This is a genomic window from Pseudomonas sp. JY-Q, from assembly GCF_001655295.1.
GTDB lineage: Bacteria > Pseudomonadota > Gammaproteobacteria > Pseudomonadales > Pseudomonadaceae > Aquipseudomonas > Aquipseudomonas alloputida.
Window position 1 is genome coordinate 3185720 of record NZ_CP011525.1, and the last position, 15717, is coordinate 3201436.

Below are 15717 nucleotides of genomic sequence, written 5' to 3' on the forward strand. Positions count from 1 at the left end.
CCAGATCGCTGATCCGGCAAAGCGCCTTTGATTCAAGCGGCGATTCAAGCGGCACGCTGCTCGCCCTTCAGCAGCTTTTTCTGGGTCTCCATGGCTTGTCCTAGCTCCTGCAATTGATCTTTACCGAGAAGCTTCTTCGCGGTGGGGAAGAGCTCGCCTTCCTCTTCCTCGATGTGGTGCTCAAGCAGCTCCTTCATCACCTTCACTCGACCAGCGAATTCGAGCGTTCCTGTTTCGGTATGGAGCAGGTCAGGGAGTACCAGTGAGTCCACTGTCCGATGTTCTTCCTTGGCCTCGTAGTACATCTTGGCCTCCTCTTTACCACCGGCTTCCTTGATCGCTGGATAGAGAATGTCCTCTTCCAACGCGGTGTGGATTTGCAGCTCTTGTTCGATGCGGTGCAGCAAATCAGCGCGTTTTTTTACGGCCCGCTCAGTGGTCGATGACAGTTCTTCCAGCAGTTTCTTGACTACCTTATGGTCTTGAATCAGCAGATCAATAGCATTCATGGCGGCACCTCGTCACGGGCGGATAAATATTGACTTCCTAGGAGTTGAGTGGCCCAAAACAGCAGGGTTCAACGATCATGATGACTGGCGTAAGGCCGATCTGTTTTAGCGCTCTGGCCCTTGCCCCCCTATCGCCAGTGCGGCGCGCAATGCCGCGAGATGGGTCAAGCCCTGCGGCAGATTGCCAAGAAACTGGCCGGTGGATGGATCAACCATTTCGGAATAAATGCCGACGCCGTGATCAAGGCCGTTTACCGCACGGTGGAAGGCGTCTTCTGCGCGGTCGCATTGACCTATCAGTGCCCAAGCTTCGATGAGCCAGAAAGTACAGGCGAGGAAGCAACCTTCCTCTTCACTGGCCTGACTGAATCGGTAGTGAAAGGGCCCTGTCCCCAGTTCCGCCTGTATGACTTCGAGTGTGCTATGCAAGCGTGGCCCTGAGGGGTAGCCGAAACGCACTGCGAGTGCGATGGACGCGTCCAGGCGGTCGCTGCCCGCATAGAACACATAGGTTTGGCGTTTCTCGTTCCAACAATGCTCATCTACCCACGTTTGGATACGCTGACGCTCACGGTGCCACCGCTCACGGCAGGTGGTCGGCAGGTGGCCGCCATCTGCCAACTCTATGGCCCGACTCAGCGCCTGCCAGCAGCTGATCTTGGACAAGGTGTAATGCCGTTTTTCATGCAGCTCCCATATACCGGCGTCGGCCTGTCTCCAGCTGTCAGCGCATTGATCGGCCAGCCCTGAGAGGATCGTCGCGCTTGTCGCGTCAAGGATATTTCCGCTGTCGATAAAGCAACGGGCGGTCTCGAATATGTCGCCGAATATTCCATGCTGGAGCTGGTCGCGGGCGTCGTTGCCCACCACCGGTGGCGAGTTTTTGTAACCCGGCAGGTCTACCGGGCGGGTGCAATCGCCGATGGCACCGTCGAGTGTATAAAATACACGTGGGCCATGTTCACCTAGCCGATTCAACAGCCAGGTAAAGGCTGCCTTGGCCTCAGGCTGCGCGCCGATAGCGAGGAAGGCTTCGATGGTATATCCGGCATCCCGGATCCAGGCGAAGCGGTAATCGAAGTTCTTGTTCCCGCCTATCCGCTCAGGCAGCGACGAGGTGCCCGCCGCCATGATCGCGCCGCTCGGTGAGGACAGCAGAATCTTCAATGCCAGCGCATTGCGGACAACCAACGATTTGAACGGGCCGTCGTAGATCAGGCCTTTCGACCATTGCTGCCACTCACGGTGGGAGCCATCGATACGTTCGTCGATGAGTTCGAGCGGGGGAAGCACCAACGGCTCATCCCGTCCCGCGACGATAGCCAGTACGGTTCTTTGTCCTTGGCCAACGCTGACGAATGCCCTGACGCCCATATCGTCCTTGCGATCAATACGCACCTGGGCGTCGTGGATGAACATACCGAGTATGTGTCCGGCATGGAAAACGCAGCCGTTGTCGTTCGGTGCAAGGTAGGGACTGACGGTGTCGGCTTGGGTGCCAAAGTCGATGGCGATGTTGAAATCGACTTGCCCTTCGATACCCTCAATGCGTCTGGCGAGTTCGGCCCATGGCAAACGGCCCGCTGGCCCGCTGTTGAGTGACTCGGTGAGTCGGGCACGGCCATTGGGCGTAACGAACAGTGTCTCCAGTACATTACTGTCTGGAAGGTAACGGCGTTCTGCGCGGTAGTTTTCGCAAGGCGTAATGGAAAAGAACCCACCTGAATGGGGCGCGAGTAATCGGTCGAACAGCGGAGGCGAATCCATATGGGGGACACACCACCAGTCGATGGATCCATCCAGGCCAATCAAGGCTACAGAGCGCCCATCGCCGAGCGCTCCGTACTCCTCCAGCAACAACCAGCCGCCTTCATCCCGCTGAGGCTCCCCGTGTTGCCATCCATCGACCGATGTAATTTCCACGCGACGCCTCCGAGGTAGGTTGTCCTGTTCGGACATAGCCGTCGAATGCAGAGTTCGTCTCAGTTTCCAGCTCGCGCGCTTTTCACGGATTCACAATAAAGGGAATTTCAAATGGCCATCGAAATCTCAATAGCGTCACAGGCGCCAGTCGCCTGACTTCAACCCTCCTACTAACAAGAGCAAAAGGAGGCTTCATGACTTGTCTGATTTGCGCCGGACATGCTGAGTCCGTTGAATGTGTTGCGGGTTGGGAGGAGCGCCATTGCTCGCAGTGCGGGAGCTATCGCATGTCCCAAACGCTCGTTCTGGTGATGATGGAAGAGGGTCAAATCTTCGACACCTCCCGGATGCGAGAGTGGCTCACTACCCGGCGCGGTGGTGTGTCTATCCCCTCTATCGAACCTCATCATGCAATCCTCGTCACTTAATCAGCGCGGGCAGAAGGGCGTCATCACTCGTCGGGTATGATCGAGATCTTTCCATTGCGCTCGACGATGGCAAATTTGATCTGCTCAACTTTTTCGAGTCCTTGACTGTCCCGGGCCGATTCGAGGATGTCGTCTTCCGTGAGCCGAGCTCGACGCATGCGATGGTGGAGAAAACGTCCATTCTCGACGACCAGCGTGGCGTGGCCGTCGAGCAGCCGCGCCAAGGGCTTGGAATTGAGTTTTGCGAGCGACAGTCCGACATCCAGCACTATCAGCGTCGCAATGACCAACATGGCATTGGTGAAGGAAAAGTCATCGCCCAGCAAAGCTTGTTGGGTCGCTTCGCCGATGATCAGTAACAGGACGAAGTCAAAGGTGGTCAGATCGGCCAGTGAGCGTCTGCCAGCGATACGAAACAACAGCATCAATGCGACGTACATGCCGGTTGCGCGGAGGATCGAATCCATCACTCGCTCCTCAAGGAAATAGGAAGGTGGTGAAGTGGACTGCACTGGATGGGCCTGCACGCACCATACCTTCAAGAGTGCCCACATACTCGCTGCGCACGGTGAGGTAGAGCGTGGCAATACCATCCTCGCTGGTACCCAGTTTCAGCAGAATGGCCTTGCCCTGTGAGAATGAGGCTTGTGGTTGGGGTTGCAGGGTTTCGATACTGGCTTCGCGCAGTAGTGAACCATCGAGTAGCACCATGATGGGTTCTCGGGCGCTACCGCGAACCGTGATGCGCAGGGAGTCAGTCGTGCCGCTACGGCTGAGGCGTTGATACTCGACATGCAAACGGCCATCTGCGCTTGTGACCTGGGCATTGCTGAGCGGGCCGTTGCCGAAGACGCCGGCCAACCCAAGTAAGACAATGACCACCAGCACGTACCAACCCACACGTTCGAAGCGCCAAACGCGCTGTTGCATGGCCATGTCTTCCTGGACAGGGTGCTGTCTCGACACCAGTTCATCCTCAGCCACAGTTATACCCCTCAGGCGCGCTCCCCACGTAGCCAGCGCTCGTGATAATGGATCAGGCGGGTGAGCCCATAGACGGCGCCGTCGTGCATGACCTGCGCTCGCTCTCCAAAAAATCGCTGGGTACGGGTAAACACGGCAATCGGCTCGCCGGCGAACGCCCACGCGAAGCACAGCGTGCCGGGTAAAACCCCGGATGTTGGGCCAGGCCCGGCTACACCGGTCGTTGCAATAACGACGTTGGCATCGCTGTCTTTCAATGCCCCTAACGCCATCTCCCAGGCAACTGGCTCGCTGGTCAGCCCGTACCGTTCGATGGTTTCCGGACTCACACCTAGTAGCCGCTTCTTGGCGGAGGGCGAATACACGACATAGCCGCTTTCCAGTACCTCGCCCGTACCAGGGAAGGCCGCCAGCAAAGCGACCATGCAGCCTGCTGTACAGGACTCGGCAGTGGTGAGTACCAGGTGGTGGTCTTTGAGATAGCCGAGCACGGCCAGTACGGGGTCACTTGCCATCTTGGTGTCGACTCGTTGTTCTTTTGCGGTGGACGTATCAGTCAGGCAAATGGTTCACCGGTTTAGCGCAGGTTCGCTTGGTTTCTTGACCTGAACTTTATTGCTCGTACTGACATCACTTTAGGGAACACGGGGCCATGCTCCGAACCGCTATTTGAATGATAGATATAAGGGTAGGGCAGGGCATGAAAAAGCACACCGACGCCGAGCATAGACCGCAGGCCCCGTCAAAAACTCAGGGTGAAGAAGAACGCGACAACGATGCTCACCGACCGGATGGTTCGTCAGGCACTGATCATGACTCGACCGCGCAGAAAACAGCGCGGCATGAAGGGGAGACGAAGAAGCACCGAGGCCAGTAATATCTGGCCTCAGCAATGCCTTCAGAGGATGGGTTTGCCGCCGGTTACTCCATATCGTGAGCCCGAGATGTAACTCGCTTCATCGGAGCCCAACAAGACGTAGATCGGCGCTACTTCCACAGGTTGCCCTGGCCGCCCCATCGGGTAGCTCGAACCGAAGTTCCTGACGGCTTCATCGGGCATGGTGGCAGGAATCAGCGGTGTCCAGATCGGGCCTGGTGCCACACTGTTGACCCGGATGCCTTTCTTGCCCAGCGATTGAGCCAGGCCTGCGGTGAAATTGGCAATGGCCCCTTTAGTGGCGGCATACGCCAACAGGCTGGGTGACGGGTCGTCGGAGTTGACCGAGCTGGTGTTGATGATCGAGCCGCCTTTGGGCATCGAGGGCAACGCGCGCTGGCAAATGCGGAAAATGGCGGTGATGTTGGTATCGAAGGTCTTTACCCATTCATCATCGTCAATCTCGTCCAGGCCCTCATGAGCCATCTGGAACGCGGCGTTGTTGACCAGAATATCGATACGACCAAACTGCGCCACGGTCTTGTCGACGATGTCGTAGCAATGCTGTTTCTGCGCTAGGTCGCCTGGCAGCAACAGGCATTGGCGGCCAGCAGCCTCAACCCAGCGCGCGGTTTCTTGTGCATCTTCATGTTCATCCAGGTAGGAAATGGCAACGTCAGCGCCCTCCCGAGCGTAGGCAATAGCTACTGCGCGCCCAATGCCGCTATCGGCGCCGGTAATCAAGGCGATTTTGCCTTCCAGGCGATTGTTGCCGGTGTAGGTCTGCTCACCACAGTCCGGATAGGGCTCCATCTTGCGTTGAGAACCGGGAACACTTTGCGGTTGAGATGGGAACGGCGGAGTGGGGTAGTCGCTCATCGAGGAAGCTCCTGTAGTTGAGAATAGTCATAACCGTTCGAGAGGTGCGAAAGCTCAGCGTTGAGATAAGTTCAGTGATTGCGCGACGGGCGGTCACCCCCTCTCTCCATTGAATTTTCGAGAAGTTGGATAACTCTACCGCTGACCCGTCTTGCGCTTTAGGTGCAAGGCTTGATCTCTATCTGGAGCGTCCAAGTGCCTCGAATCATCACGCCCACCACCCCCGAACATGAGATCGATCAGCAGAAGGCGAGGATGTTCGGTACTCCCAAAGAGCGGCTGGATTTCTATCGACGCGAGATCCAATACGAGACCACCATCCTGGCCAACCGTACCGATGCATATCTTGCGGCACAGTCTTTTCTGGTCATCGCGTTCGGGTCGTCGATGGGCAACCTGAACCAGGGTTGGGGCGAGATGTTCACGTTGATGGTGCCGGCGTTTCTCGCACTGCTCGGCGTGCTGAGCTCACTGAACGCCTGGCCAGGCATTCGCGCGGCCTTTCGGATCATCGAGCACTGGCAGCTCAAGCAAAGCCACCTGCTGCGCAGTGAGCCCATGATGGGGTTGGCGTATGACGAGTCGCCGCTGTTCTGCGAAGCTGAAACCTCGCAGGCGGGGCACCGCAAATCGCTGCTCTTCTCCCTGCGCACGCCTTGGATTTTCCTCGGCTTCTGGGTCTTGCTGGGCACCTATTCGGTCTACATCCAGCTGGCGTGACCCGCGCCCTCCACACGCCTTGAAGCCTCACCGGAGGGCGCGAAGCAGAACACTGGGCTCAGCCAGCCAGCGCTTTGATCAATTGTTCGTTGAACGCCGGAATATCGTCCGGCTGGCGGCTGGTGATCAGGTTGCCGTCCACCACCACCTGCTCATCCACCCAATTGCCACCCGCATTGCGAATGTCGTCCTGCAATGTCTTATAGCTGGTCATCCGCTTGCCCTTGGCCAAACCGCTGGACACCAGCAGCCAGGCACCGTGACAGATGACGGCCAGCGGCTTACCAGCCGTGTCATGGCTCTTCACCAGCTTTTGCGCGCCGGGAATTAGGCGGATGGTGTCGGAATTCTGCACGCCACCAGGCAGCACCAATGCGTCGTAGAGGTCGAGGTCGGCACCGTCGAACGTCGCATCAACGGCGAATTCGTCGGCGGGCTTGTCATGGTTCCAGCCACGAACCACACCTTCCTTTTCACCTAGAATATCGACCACCGCACCGTTGTTTTCCAAGGCCTCACGCGGGCCCGTCAGCTCTACCTGCTCGAAGCCATCGGTGACCAGAAAGGCCACGCGCTTGCCGTTCAGTTGTGCACTCATTGTTCATCTCCTCGTACCGATAGAACTCATATAGGGGCCGGCACCGGCAGGCAAAGTTCCTGCGCGATGCTGAGTGGTTCGAATCAGCGGCGCCGCCGTTGCGTGCGAGTAATGACTAACCCGGCAATGATGCCGAGGACTGCCGCACTCACCAACAAAGGCTTGTTGTTTTTGTGGTTTCTCCAGCCGCCGTCCACGCTGCGTCGCCCACTGGGTGGCTCGAACAGGTTGCCCGATGAAATCGCTGCACTGGGACTGCGGTTTAAGCCCCAGCGTGTCAGCCATCCGGAAAGCAGCGGTAGTCCTGGAACCAGGAAGCTGGCCAGATGGGCGACGCGGGCGGCGGCGCCGACTGTGGTGTGCGCACGAGGGGAAATAGCGCATGCCACCATGGCCTTTGCCACCAATTCGGGATCATAGATCGGCCCAGGCGGGGTGAGGGCGTGGCCGGTGTAGTTGCCGCCATCCCTGAAACCCGGCGTGTCCATGACCGCTGGGTAGATGTCGCAGACATGGATGTCGGGAAATTCCATCAACTCTCCCCGCAGCGCGTCGGTCAGGCCACGCAGGCCGAACTTGCTTGCCGAGTACGCCGCTGCGTAGGGCTGGGCAACCCAGCTGCCCAGTGACAGGGTGTTTATCAGAGTGCCGCTGCGCTGCGCCTTGAAGTAGGGCAGGGCCACATGGGCGCCGCGCAGGTAACCGACCAGGTCGGTTTGAATGACCTGTTCATGTGCCTCCAATGGCGTGTCCTCGAAATTGCCGACCGCGCCAACGCCGGCGTTGTTGACCCAGATATCGATCCTTCCATGGCCAAATTCAGCTGCCTGCTTGGCCAGTGCTTGCACCTGGTCGCTGCGGGTCACGTCGGTGGTAATTGCCACGGCGTCCGTCCCGCAATCGGTGCACTCGTCCAAAACATCGAACAGCGCTTCTTCATCGCGTGCGGCCAGCACCAGGCGAGCACCTTTGCAGGCAAACGCATGCGCGGCGGCCCTGCCTATGCCGCTTGAGGCGCCGGTGATGACCACCACTTTGCCCCGCAGGGGGCCTTTTGTCGGTGCAGGGCGTGACTGCTCGGCTGGCGGTGGATCTTGCTCCGGCTCGTTAGTCGCCGACGCGAGGATGGAACTGGCTTCTATCCTCGAGAGCTCGAGGGGGGTGCCGTCGATCAGCACCAATTTCAGCCCCTCGATGGTGCCTGCCACCCGATCCGGGAAGACTGGCTCGCCTTCCGCATCCAGGCTGTCATAGATGAACTTTGTCCCCTCGAGCCAGCCGACAGCCGTCAGCAGTTCAGGGCCAAGGTAGTATTTTCCATCCAGAAAGAAACCGGGAAATTGATGGGCGCGCTCGACGTTCTCTACGCTGTAGCGTTCGCCTAATTTCATGCCTGTCGCTTGATCAATCATGTTGCAACCCCCTATAGGTGGTGCTCAGAAATGTCAGCCTTTGCTGTGCTCGTCAGAAGTTGGCCCAGAGCCTCGCTTGATGCCTCGCGGGCCAGCAACGCCCCAGATACCCAGTCCAACAAGCGGTAGCGCCACGATCAGCAGAGCCCAGGCGGCCTTGACCGCATCCGTCTTGTCGCTCCTGAATACGCTCACGATGGCCCACAGGTCGATGAGTAAGAGAATTGCCGCCACGGCAATCCAGAAGTAACTGGCGAGACCGTTCATGACCTTGGCTCCTCTACACGTAGTCAGGGCCTAGGGTGCCCGCCGCAGCGCCTGGCACCAGGATGACCTTGCGGCAGTTATCTTGCTTTTGATCGAACATCTTGTAGCCCATGGCCGCTTCTTCGAGTGCCAGGCGGTGGGTGACGATCAGTTCCGGTTGCAGGCGTCCTGCTTCGATGTGCTCCAGCAGTTCGGGTAGGTACTTCTGGACATGGGTCTGGCCCATCTTGAAGGTAAGTCCCTTGTCGAAGGCATCGCCGAACATGAAGGCATGGATAAAGCCGGCGTACACACCCGGGACGCTGACAACGCCGCCACGTCGCACGGCAGCGATGCTCTGGCGCAGCGCTTTGCCACTGCTGCCTTCAATCTTCAGTGCCGTCATCACCGTTTCGGCAGTGCTGCCTTTGGCTTCAAAGCCGACCGCGTCGATCACCGCGTCAACGCCGCGCATACCTGGCGTCTGACGAATGATGCTGTCTGCAGGATCGTCATCCTGCTCGAAGTTGATGGGTACAACGCCGTAAGCGTCCCGCGCATATGCCAGGCGGTAATCATTGTCATCGACCATGAAGATGGTCTGGGCACCGAGCATTCGCGCGCAGGCGGCACTCAGCAAACCCACTGGCCCGGCGCCGTAAATGGCCACCGATGAGCCCTGGCCAATTTCGGCATTAATGACCGCCTGCCAAGCGGTCGGCAGAATATCGGACAGGAAAAGTACCTTGTCATCTGTGAGGTCGGTGGGCACTTTGAACGGGCCGACGTTACCTTTAGGTACCCTGACGTAGTCAGCTTGACCGCCAGGGATACCGCCATAGAGATGGCTGTATCCAAACAGCGCCGCGCCTGGAGGAATGCCCTTCTTGTTGATGATTGAGCCGCGCCCAGTGTTGGTGGTTTCGCAGGCGGCAAACAGATCGTGCTGACAGAAGAAGCAACTGCCGCAGGCGATAACAAAGGGAATCACCACTCGGTCGCCAATCTGTAGATTAGTGACTGCACTTCCGGTGTCCTCGACGATTCCCATGAACTCGTGGCCGAAGATATCCCCTGCTTCGGTTTCCGGAATCTTGCCTCGATACAGATGTAGGTCTGAACCGCAGATCGCGGTGGCGGTGACCCTAAGGATAATGTCGTCTGCTTGCTCGATGATGGGATCAGGGACGTTGTCGACCCTGACGTCGTGTGCTCCGTGGTAGGTCAATGCTCTCATGGGGGGTCAGCTCCTGCAGCCGCATATTTCCGTGATAGGTATGCAGGGGAAGCCATGACAGACGGCAAAGTTCAGACCAACAAGTCCGGTGGTAGTCATTACTGCTTTGAGCGATAGACTAGCGTGACCGCTCAACCATCAGATTGCTCCTCTGGCGGAACCTGGCCTTCAGGCCAATCTGGAGCTTCCGGCTCAGGTTGTGGGACAGGTTCGCCAGGATTGTGCGGTATTGGATCAACATACGGATCAAGCGGGAGATTGGTGGGATCCTTTGGGGCGGCCATAGCTTTTTACCTCATGAGTGGCGTTGGGCTTGCTCATCATATTGGGCTGCTGGGCAACGCTCCCGTTCAATCTACTACTACCGCAGTTGGCGGTTCCCCAGAGATGGCTAGGCCGCACGTGTCTCATCGAAATTGAGCAGCGCAGCGTTGGCCTGCCTCACCAGGTGAACCCATTCTCTACGGCTGATGATCCCGGAAGATTCTAAGTCTTCAGCGCTACGGCACGCCCTCTCATAATCATCCTCACCGAGGGCATCCGTTCTCAGAAATCGGTTACGCCAAGCCAATATTGCGGCAGCACCAATGTTGCAGCATTCCACGTATAGCTACTCCAGAAATCCGGTCGGTGAGGGGGAGGTGCAAAAGCGGCGGGAGATTACCCCATTCAATGCTCGAGGGCATTGGAAAGCGATAGTCGGCGGTGGCCATCAAAATGGCATCGCGAGTAAAGGCTATTGCCCATCAATCGGCCTTTGAGATTTTCATCGTGAAGGTGTCGTTGCCGCCGGATATCTGGTGAGTCTGGTACCTACCCGTAGCCTCATCCATGCCGCCTCACCAAAGAAAATGAACTTTGGATTGCAGGCATCCTTCCTACAGCAAGATTAATGCTAAAGAACTGTAGATTGAGGGTGGCCATGCTGAAGCGCTTCGTTGTGGTTCCCGCTGTCCCTGCTGGAAAAGAGTATTTTCCTAGGCGGATTGGCTTCCCGCGTGCATTGGAGGTGGGGTTCGATCTTTATGATAACCAAGAGAAAACGCGGCTGATCCTGCGTCTGCCGACACGTGCCGACGCTGAGTACGAATGCACCAACCGCAATAATCCACCCGATACGAATTCAACGGACGCTGCTGGGAGTGTCTGAGGTGGGCTAACAGCTCATCCGAGAGGAGAAGCGCCGACCAGGTGTTTAGCAGGGTGGTGCGTCTATTGGGGGCGGAGTACCGGTACGGGGGAAACTCACACAAAAAGACGTACCCATTTCGTTCGTGGAATTGACGGCCACATCGCCGCCGTGGGCCTTGGCTATTTCCCGGACGATGAACAAGCCCAGACCTACGCTTCTAAGATCTGTGTCCAGCTCGCTCACTCTTGTCATCGGCTCAAAGAGGCTACCTAGCGAAGATTCGGGTATAGCATTACCCAGGTTATGAACCGATAGCATGGCTATATCCCCCTGCAGGGTAGACGTGACTTTTATGGGCTGGTCAAGATCCCCGTAAGCCACACTGTTAGCCACCAAGTTTCCAACAATCTGATGCATTCTGTCAGAGTCGACCTCTGCCAAACCTACCCCTACCTGCTCATGGATCATTCTTGCCTGGGGGAAGGCTACACGTAGCTCGTCTACGCTTCGCTCAATGACCATGTGCAGATTAACTGTCCTTCGCGTGATGCCGATTCCACGACCTACCCTAGCCAATGCAAACTCCAAAAGATCTGCGATCATCCGCTGAGCACGCTCGGATGACTGGCTGATTTGGCCCAGTAATTCTGTGTCTCTTGGAGAACGTGCTCCTCTTACCAAGAGGTCTGCGGCCATTTTGATCGCGGTGAGGGGATTCTTGAGGTCATGGCTTGCGATAGCGACCATTTGTTCAGCAAAGAAAGCCCGCTGTTGGGATTTTTCATAAGCGTGATCTAGCTCCACCTTTGCCTGCAGTAAAGCTGCCTCTGCGCTTGTTTTTTCCCATAGCAGCTTTTCGGCGCGTTGGCGTGACTCCACAATCTCGCGCTCATACTTGTCCCGATCAGTCGTCCCGAACAGCGCCAGTTCGTAATAAACGCCATCGGCATGCTCGCGCCTCACGCCATTGAGCAGCATGGTGACTGTCTGCTCGCTCGCGTTTTTGAGGTCAAGTTTTACCTCTGCAACGGAGCCCTGCATGCGCATTAGTGGCGCCCAGTGGGTCTGATGGAAGATTTTTCCGCCCATTGTCAGGAGATCTTGAAACCTACGCTGGGTAAGAGCTTCTTGGCTGATGCCCATCCAAAGGCTGAAAATCCGATTGCTGCGCAGGATGGTGCCGTCTTCGTCGGTGACAACCAGGCCACAAGGGGCACCGTCGAAAAGATCCTCGAAGTCGGGAGCCGGAGGCTTATCAATCGACATCTTTGCTTACCCAGGGCTGAAGGAAGTTGTCCATGGCTTCCGCACACGCTTATGGAGCGCTCATGTGCGGGCAATGTCCCACGTTATTTACGAGATGAAGGACACTATTGGGCAACTGTGCATGCATGTACTCGCCCACGGTTAACGGCGCAATCATGTCATCGGAAGACTGCAGGATGAGCGTCGGTGTATCCAGCCCGGCGATGTCTTCGCGGTTGTCGGATAAGAAGGTCAGCCGAGCAAATTGCTTCGCGATCTCCGGATCTGTGCGGCAGAAACTATTTGTAAGCTCGTCGCCTAGGGCTGGCTGCCCTGGTGAACCCATGATGGTAGGGGCCATCGCGCTCGACCATCCCAGATAGTTGCTGTCCAAGGTGTGAAGGAGCGAGTGAATGTCTTCGAGCTTGAACCCACCCACATAGCCATCAGAATCGATATAGCACGGAGAGGGCCCAACCATGACATGAGCGGCTAGGCGATTCGGGGAAAGACGGTCGGCTAGTGCGCCGATCATCGCACTCACCGAGTGGCCGACAACGATTACAGGGCCGCGCCCAAAGTGATCTATGACGTCGTTCAGGTCTTGTGCGTAAGCGGCCAGTGAATCGTATTTCCCACTTTCATACGCATCCAGATCTGATCTGCCTGCGCCGACCAAGTCATACAACACTACACGGAAGCGGTTGGTGAAGTGCTGGAACAGGTAATGCCACATAGTCTGATCGCAGCCGAAGTCGTGAGAGAAGACCAAAGTCGAAGTGCCTTCGCCATGGACTCTGACGTTGTTCCTGCGCTGAATGTCCATGGATCGATTCTCCGCTCGGCCAAGAGGCGTTGGCTCCAAGAGAATGATAGTGCCGCCGAGACAATCGAAAGGGCAAGATCTTGCAGTCCACTACTGACACTCCTTGCAGGTTAGGAAGTCGTTTCGAGCGAACAAAATGCTGCCTCGTTGGTCGTTTTCTCTATGAGACCAGGCCAAGCGGGGCCGGCAATGCAGATTCACAAACGGAGGTAGCGGAGGTTTGCCCTCTAAAATCTTTGTCAGTTGTCTCATCAAAGCAACACAAAGCTCTCCTCGGAAAACGGAAGAAGATGCCATACCACATCAGAACCAAGATCAGGCTGAGCAGTTGATTGCCGAGGTATTCGCGGCGGCCTGTCTGGTCATAGGAAGCGATGCAGGCTCAGCGAAAGACCGAGGTCTCGCTCGGCGCTTGTTGCGCACTGCCTATGAAGCACTGCGCTCGCGGCAAATCACGGTGCACAGTCAAGCTGGTTCAGCTCGGGAAACTCAGCTACCCAACGCTGATGATGCGAGCCTGCATCTGGCGGCGGAGACGAGAATTGTGATGAGAAAGCGCGGACGGCAGGTGGAGCTGGATGCTGCCAGGCTCAGATCACATGGAGCGCTGATTACTGTTGGTAGGTGGTGTACGTCGGCACTCAGGAGCAACCTTGAGAAGGCTTTTAAAAGGGCGGGGTACCTCGAAGCCAATTAGCCGCTCGGTTCTGCTTCTCCACCATTCACATCCCGTCATATTTCGGATCCATAATCCGCTCGGTGGTTATGCCGATTCGGCTTCGCTGCGCTATGGTAGAGGTACCCCACATATAAGACTAAAGTCGTAGGAGGGCGGCATGCGGATTCGCGGTGATGTGTTTTGGAAATGGGCTGATCCATCGCTCCACCATAGAACTCACGATGAAACTTTGGACAACGGCACAAGCATGGACATCCAGGTGCGGCTGTCGCGGACGGGCCATACGCAGTTGTTCATTGGCGTCTATGCCGGCTCAGGGATGGCTCTTCACGAAGAGGCTTACGACTCTCGCCCGGGTGAGTCGATGACACGCGCGTTGGCATGGGGGGTAGGTAGAGCCAGATGCTTGGCGACCGAGCAGCGTCCTGCCGAGAAGCATGTAGCGTAAAAGCCTAGGCAACGGATTGGTGGTCGCTGGCAGTAATATCAGCGACCCCCACCGTGATGAATCCACTCTGCGTAGGCCGACTTCAAGGCCTGGGGAAGGTGAGGGATCTCCCGCTTCAATCCTGCCTTTCCGTCAGGCCTTGCTGCCCACTCCGTTAGCCACGCGATCAGCGTTGGCCGAGTAAGAGGGCAGATAGCTACCTCCCGTTCGAGCTCGTCTGCGATCTGACCCAGCCACTCTAACTCAGCGTCTAGCTGCATGATCGGATCAATCATGGGATTCCCTCCGTCGACCTAAACAGTGCCTGCTTTGCTTTGAGAGCCTGTTTCAGCGAGTGCCCGACCTCTGCGAGCGCCCCACGCCATTGCTCGAGTTACTGTCTCACCTGGCCGCTTTGCATAGGCTTCCTCAACACGTGCTAGGCCGGATTGCTCGTAGATCCCGATAAACAGTTGAGTATCGCCAGTGCGAGATAGCCGAACCTGGATGTCTAGCCAAGCTCCGTCAGCTAGGGAATCTCCGAACAAGTCCTCAGTTATGCGAAAATCACCGCACCACCTGATCCGAGCCGCCCATGAGCCAGATGAGTTTTTCCGACTTTGAGTACGCCGGCAAGCGCAAGCAAACCCGCCGCGAACGCTTCCTCGCCGGGATGGATCAGGTCGTGCCCTGGACAGGCCTTCTGGCGTTGATCGAGCCGTTCTACCCCAAGGCCGGAGGCGGTAGAAAACCCTATCCTCTGGAAACCATGCTGCGCATCCACCTGTTGCAGAACTGGTTCTCCTTGAGCGATCCAGCCATGGAGGAAGCGCTCTATGAAATCACGCCCATGCGCCAGTTTGCACACCTGACCCTGAGCGCGCCGATCCCTGAAGACACCACGATCATGAACTTCCGGCACTTGCTGGAGAAGCATCAGCTCGCACCTGCAATCCTCGCGGTCATCAACGGTTATTTGCAGGAAAAAGGCCTGTCGCTGCGCCAAGGCACCATCGTCGATGCCACCATTATTCATGCCCCCAGCTCCACCAAAAATAAAGAAGGCAAGCGCGATCCCGAGATGCACCAGACCAAGAAAGGCGGTCAATATTTCTTCGGGATGAAGGCTCACATCGGTGCCGATGTCGAGTCTGGCCTGGTTCATCACGTCCATGGCACCGCCGCCAATGTGGCCGATGTCACACAGGTTGCTGAGCTGCTGCATGGCGAAGAGAACGCCGTGTATGCAGACGCCGGTTACACCGGTATCGAAAAGCGCGAAGAGCATGAAAATCGGGGGGTGATCTGGCAGATTGCAGCACGCCGCAGTACCTATTCCAAGCTGAACAAGCGCAGCGTGCTCTACAAGGTCAAGCGCAAGATCGAATACTGCAAAGCTCAGACACGGGCCAAGGTCGAGCATCCGTTTCGAGTGATCAAGCGGCAGTTTGGCTACGTGAAAGTGCGCTTTCGTGGGCTGATGAAAAACACGGCTCAGTTGACCACGCTGTTCGCCCTGTCAAACCTGTGGATGGTTCGAAAACAGCTGATGGGTATGGGTGAGTTGCGCGCTTAACACGGTAAATCGGGCGAAA

Annotated in this window: 16 protein-coding genes; 4 read left to right on the forward strand and 12 right to left on the reverse strand. The window is 57.0% G+C overall.

Translation table 11 applies throughout. The features are described 5' to 3' along the window. Positions 1 to 44 precede the first annotated feature (44 nt). The 6 genes from AA098_RS14505 to AA098_RS14535 all read right to left on the reverse strand — a co-directional run bounded on the left by AA098_RS14505 (position 45) and on the right by AA098_RS14535 (position 5600). Positions 45 to 509: a hemerythrin domain-containing protein gene (locus AA098_RS14505; protein ID WP_064614487.1), complete on the reverse strand. Its 465-nt coding sequence runs from the start codon at positions 507 to 509 to the stop codon at positions 45 to 47. Positions 510 to 614: 105 nt separating this feature from the next. Beyond that, complete coding sequence (locus AA098_RS14510; RefSeq protein WP_064615207.1) at positions 615 to 2369, reverse strand: glycoside hydrolase family 15 protein; 1755 nt, start codon at positions 2367 to 2369, stop codon at positions 615 to 617. A gap of 514 nt (positions 2370 to 2883) precedes the next feature. Then, complete coding sequence (locus tag AA098_RS14520) at positions 2884 to 3327, reverse strand: DUF421 domain-containing protein (protein ID WP_064614492.1); 444 nt, start codon at positions 3325 to 3327, stop codon at positions 2884 to 2886. Between the two features lie 10 nt (positions 3328 to 3337). Then, on the reverse strand, positions 3338 to 3790 hold the full coding sequence (locus tag AA098_RS14525) for a hypothetical protein (protein WP_064615209.1): 453 nt from the start codon (positions 3788 to 3790) through the stop codon (positions 3338 to 3340). A gap of 65 nt (positions 3791 to 3855) precedes the next feature. Then, complete coding sequence (locus AA098_RS14530; RefSeq protein WP_064614494.1) at positions 3856 to 4359, reverse strand: CinA family protein; 504 nt, start codon at positions 4357 to 4359, stop codon at positions 3856 to 3858. Positions 4360 to 4742: 383 nt separating this feature from the next. Continuing rightward, positions 4743 to 5600 (reverse strand): glucose 1-dehydrogenase, encoded by an 858-nt coding sequence (locus AA098_RS14535; protein WP_064614496.1) that lies wholly within the window; start codon positions 5598 to 5600, stop codon positions 4743 to 4745. Between the two features lie 195 nt (positions 5601 to 5795). Between AA098_RS14535 and AA098_RS14540 the strand changes: the two genes are divergently transcribed. Further along, positions 5796 to 6320, forward strand: coding sequence for a hypothetical protein (locus AA098_RS14540; protein ID WP_064614498.1), 525 nt, complete (start codon positions 5796 to 5798; stop codon positions 6318 to 6320). A 58-nt stretch (positions 6321 to 6378) separates the two neighbouring features. Here AA098_RS14540 and AA098_RS14545 read toward each other — a convergent pair whose 3' ends face one another. The 4 genes from AA098_RS14545 to AA098_RS14560 all read right to left on the reverse strand — a co-directional run bounded on the left by AA098_RS14545 (position 6379) and on the right by AA098_RS14560 (position 9813). Next, positions 6379 to 6918, reverse strand: a complete 540-nt coding sequence (locus AA098_RS14545) for a type 1 glutamine amidotransferase domain-containing protein (protein WP_064614500.1) — start codon at positions 6916 to 6918, stop codon at positions 6379 to 6381. An 83-nt stretch (positions 6919 to 7001) separates the two neighbouring features. Beyond that, positions 7002 to 8330, reverse strand: a complete 1329-nt coding sequence (locus tag AA098_RS14550; RefSeq protein ID WP_064614502.1) for an SDR family oxidoreductase — start codon at positions 8328 to 8330, stop codon at positions 7002 to 7004. A gap of 33 nt (positions 8331 to 8363) precedes the next feature. Beyond that, on the reverse strand, positions 8364 to 8597 hold the full coding sequence (locus AA098_RS14555; protein WP_064614504.1) for a PLD nuclease N-terminal domain-containing protein: 234 nt from the start codon (positions 8595 to 8597) through the stop codon (positions 8364 to 8366). 13 nt (positions 8598 to 8610) lie between these two features. After that, positions 8611 to 9813 (reverse strand): zinc-dependent alcohol dehydrogenase, encoded by a 1203-nt coding sequence (locus AA098_RS14560; protein WP_064614506.1) that lies wholly within the window; start codon positions 9811 to 9813, stop codon positions 8611 to 8613. Positions 9814 to 10735: 922 nt separating this feature from the next. Between AA098_RS14560 and AA098_RS14565 the strand changes: the two genes are divergently transcribed. Further along, on the forward strand, positions 10736 to 10963 hold the full coding sequence (locus tag AA098_RS14565) for a hypothetical protein (protein WP_371914689.1): 228 nt from the start codon (positions 10736 to 10738) through the stop codon (positions 10961 to 10963). A 45-nt stretch (positions 10964 to 11008) separates the two neighbouring features. Here the strand turns inward: AA098_RS14565 and AA098_RS14570 are convergent, their stop codons facing one another. Together AA098_RS14570 and AA098_RS14575 are read right to left on the reverse strand one after the other, a co-directional pair. After that, a complete protein-coding gene (locus AA098_RS14570) occupies positions 11009 to 12211 on the reverse strand; it encodes a PAS domain-containing sensor histidine kinase (RefSeq protein ID WP_064614508.1) in 1203 nt (400 codons plus the stop codon). Positions 12212 to 12260: 49 nt separating this feature from the next. Further along, positions 12261 to 13016: an alpha/beta fold hydrolase gene (locus tag AA098_RS14575; protein ID WP_064614510.1), complete on the reverse strand. Its 756-nt coding sequence runs from the start codon at positions 13014 to 13016 to the stop codon at positions 12261 to 12263. Positions 13017 to 13852: 836 nt separating this feature from the next. Between AA098_RS14575 and AA098_RS29800 the strand changes: the two genes are divergently transcribed. Then, entirely contained in the window at positions 13853 to 14143 is a 291-nt protein-coding gene (locus tag AA098_RS29800) for a hypothetical protein (RefSeq protein ID WP_064614514.1), read from the forward strand. A gap of 574 nt (positions 14144 to 14717) precedes the next feature. Then, positions 14718 to 15698, forward strand: a complete 981-nt coding sequence (locus AA098_RS14595; RefSeq protein ID WP_064614518.1) for an IS5 family transposase — start codon at positions 14718 to 14720, stop codon at positions 15696 to 15698. Positions 15699 to 15717 lie beyond the last annotated feature (19 nt).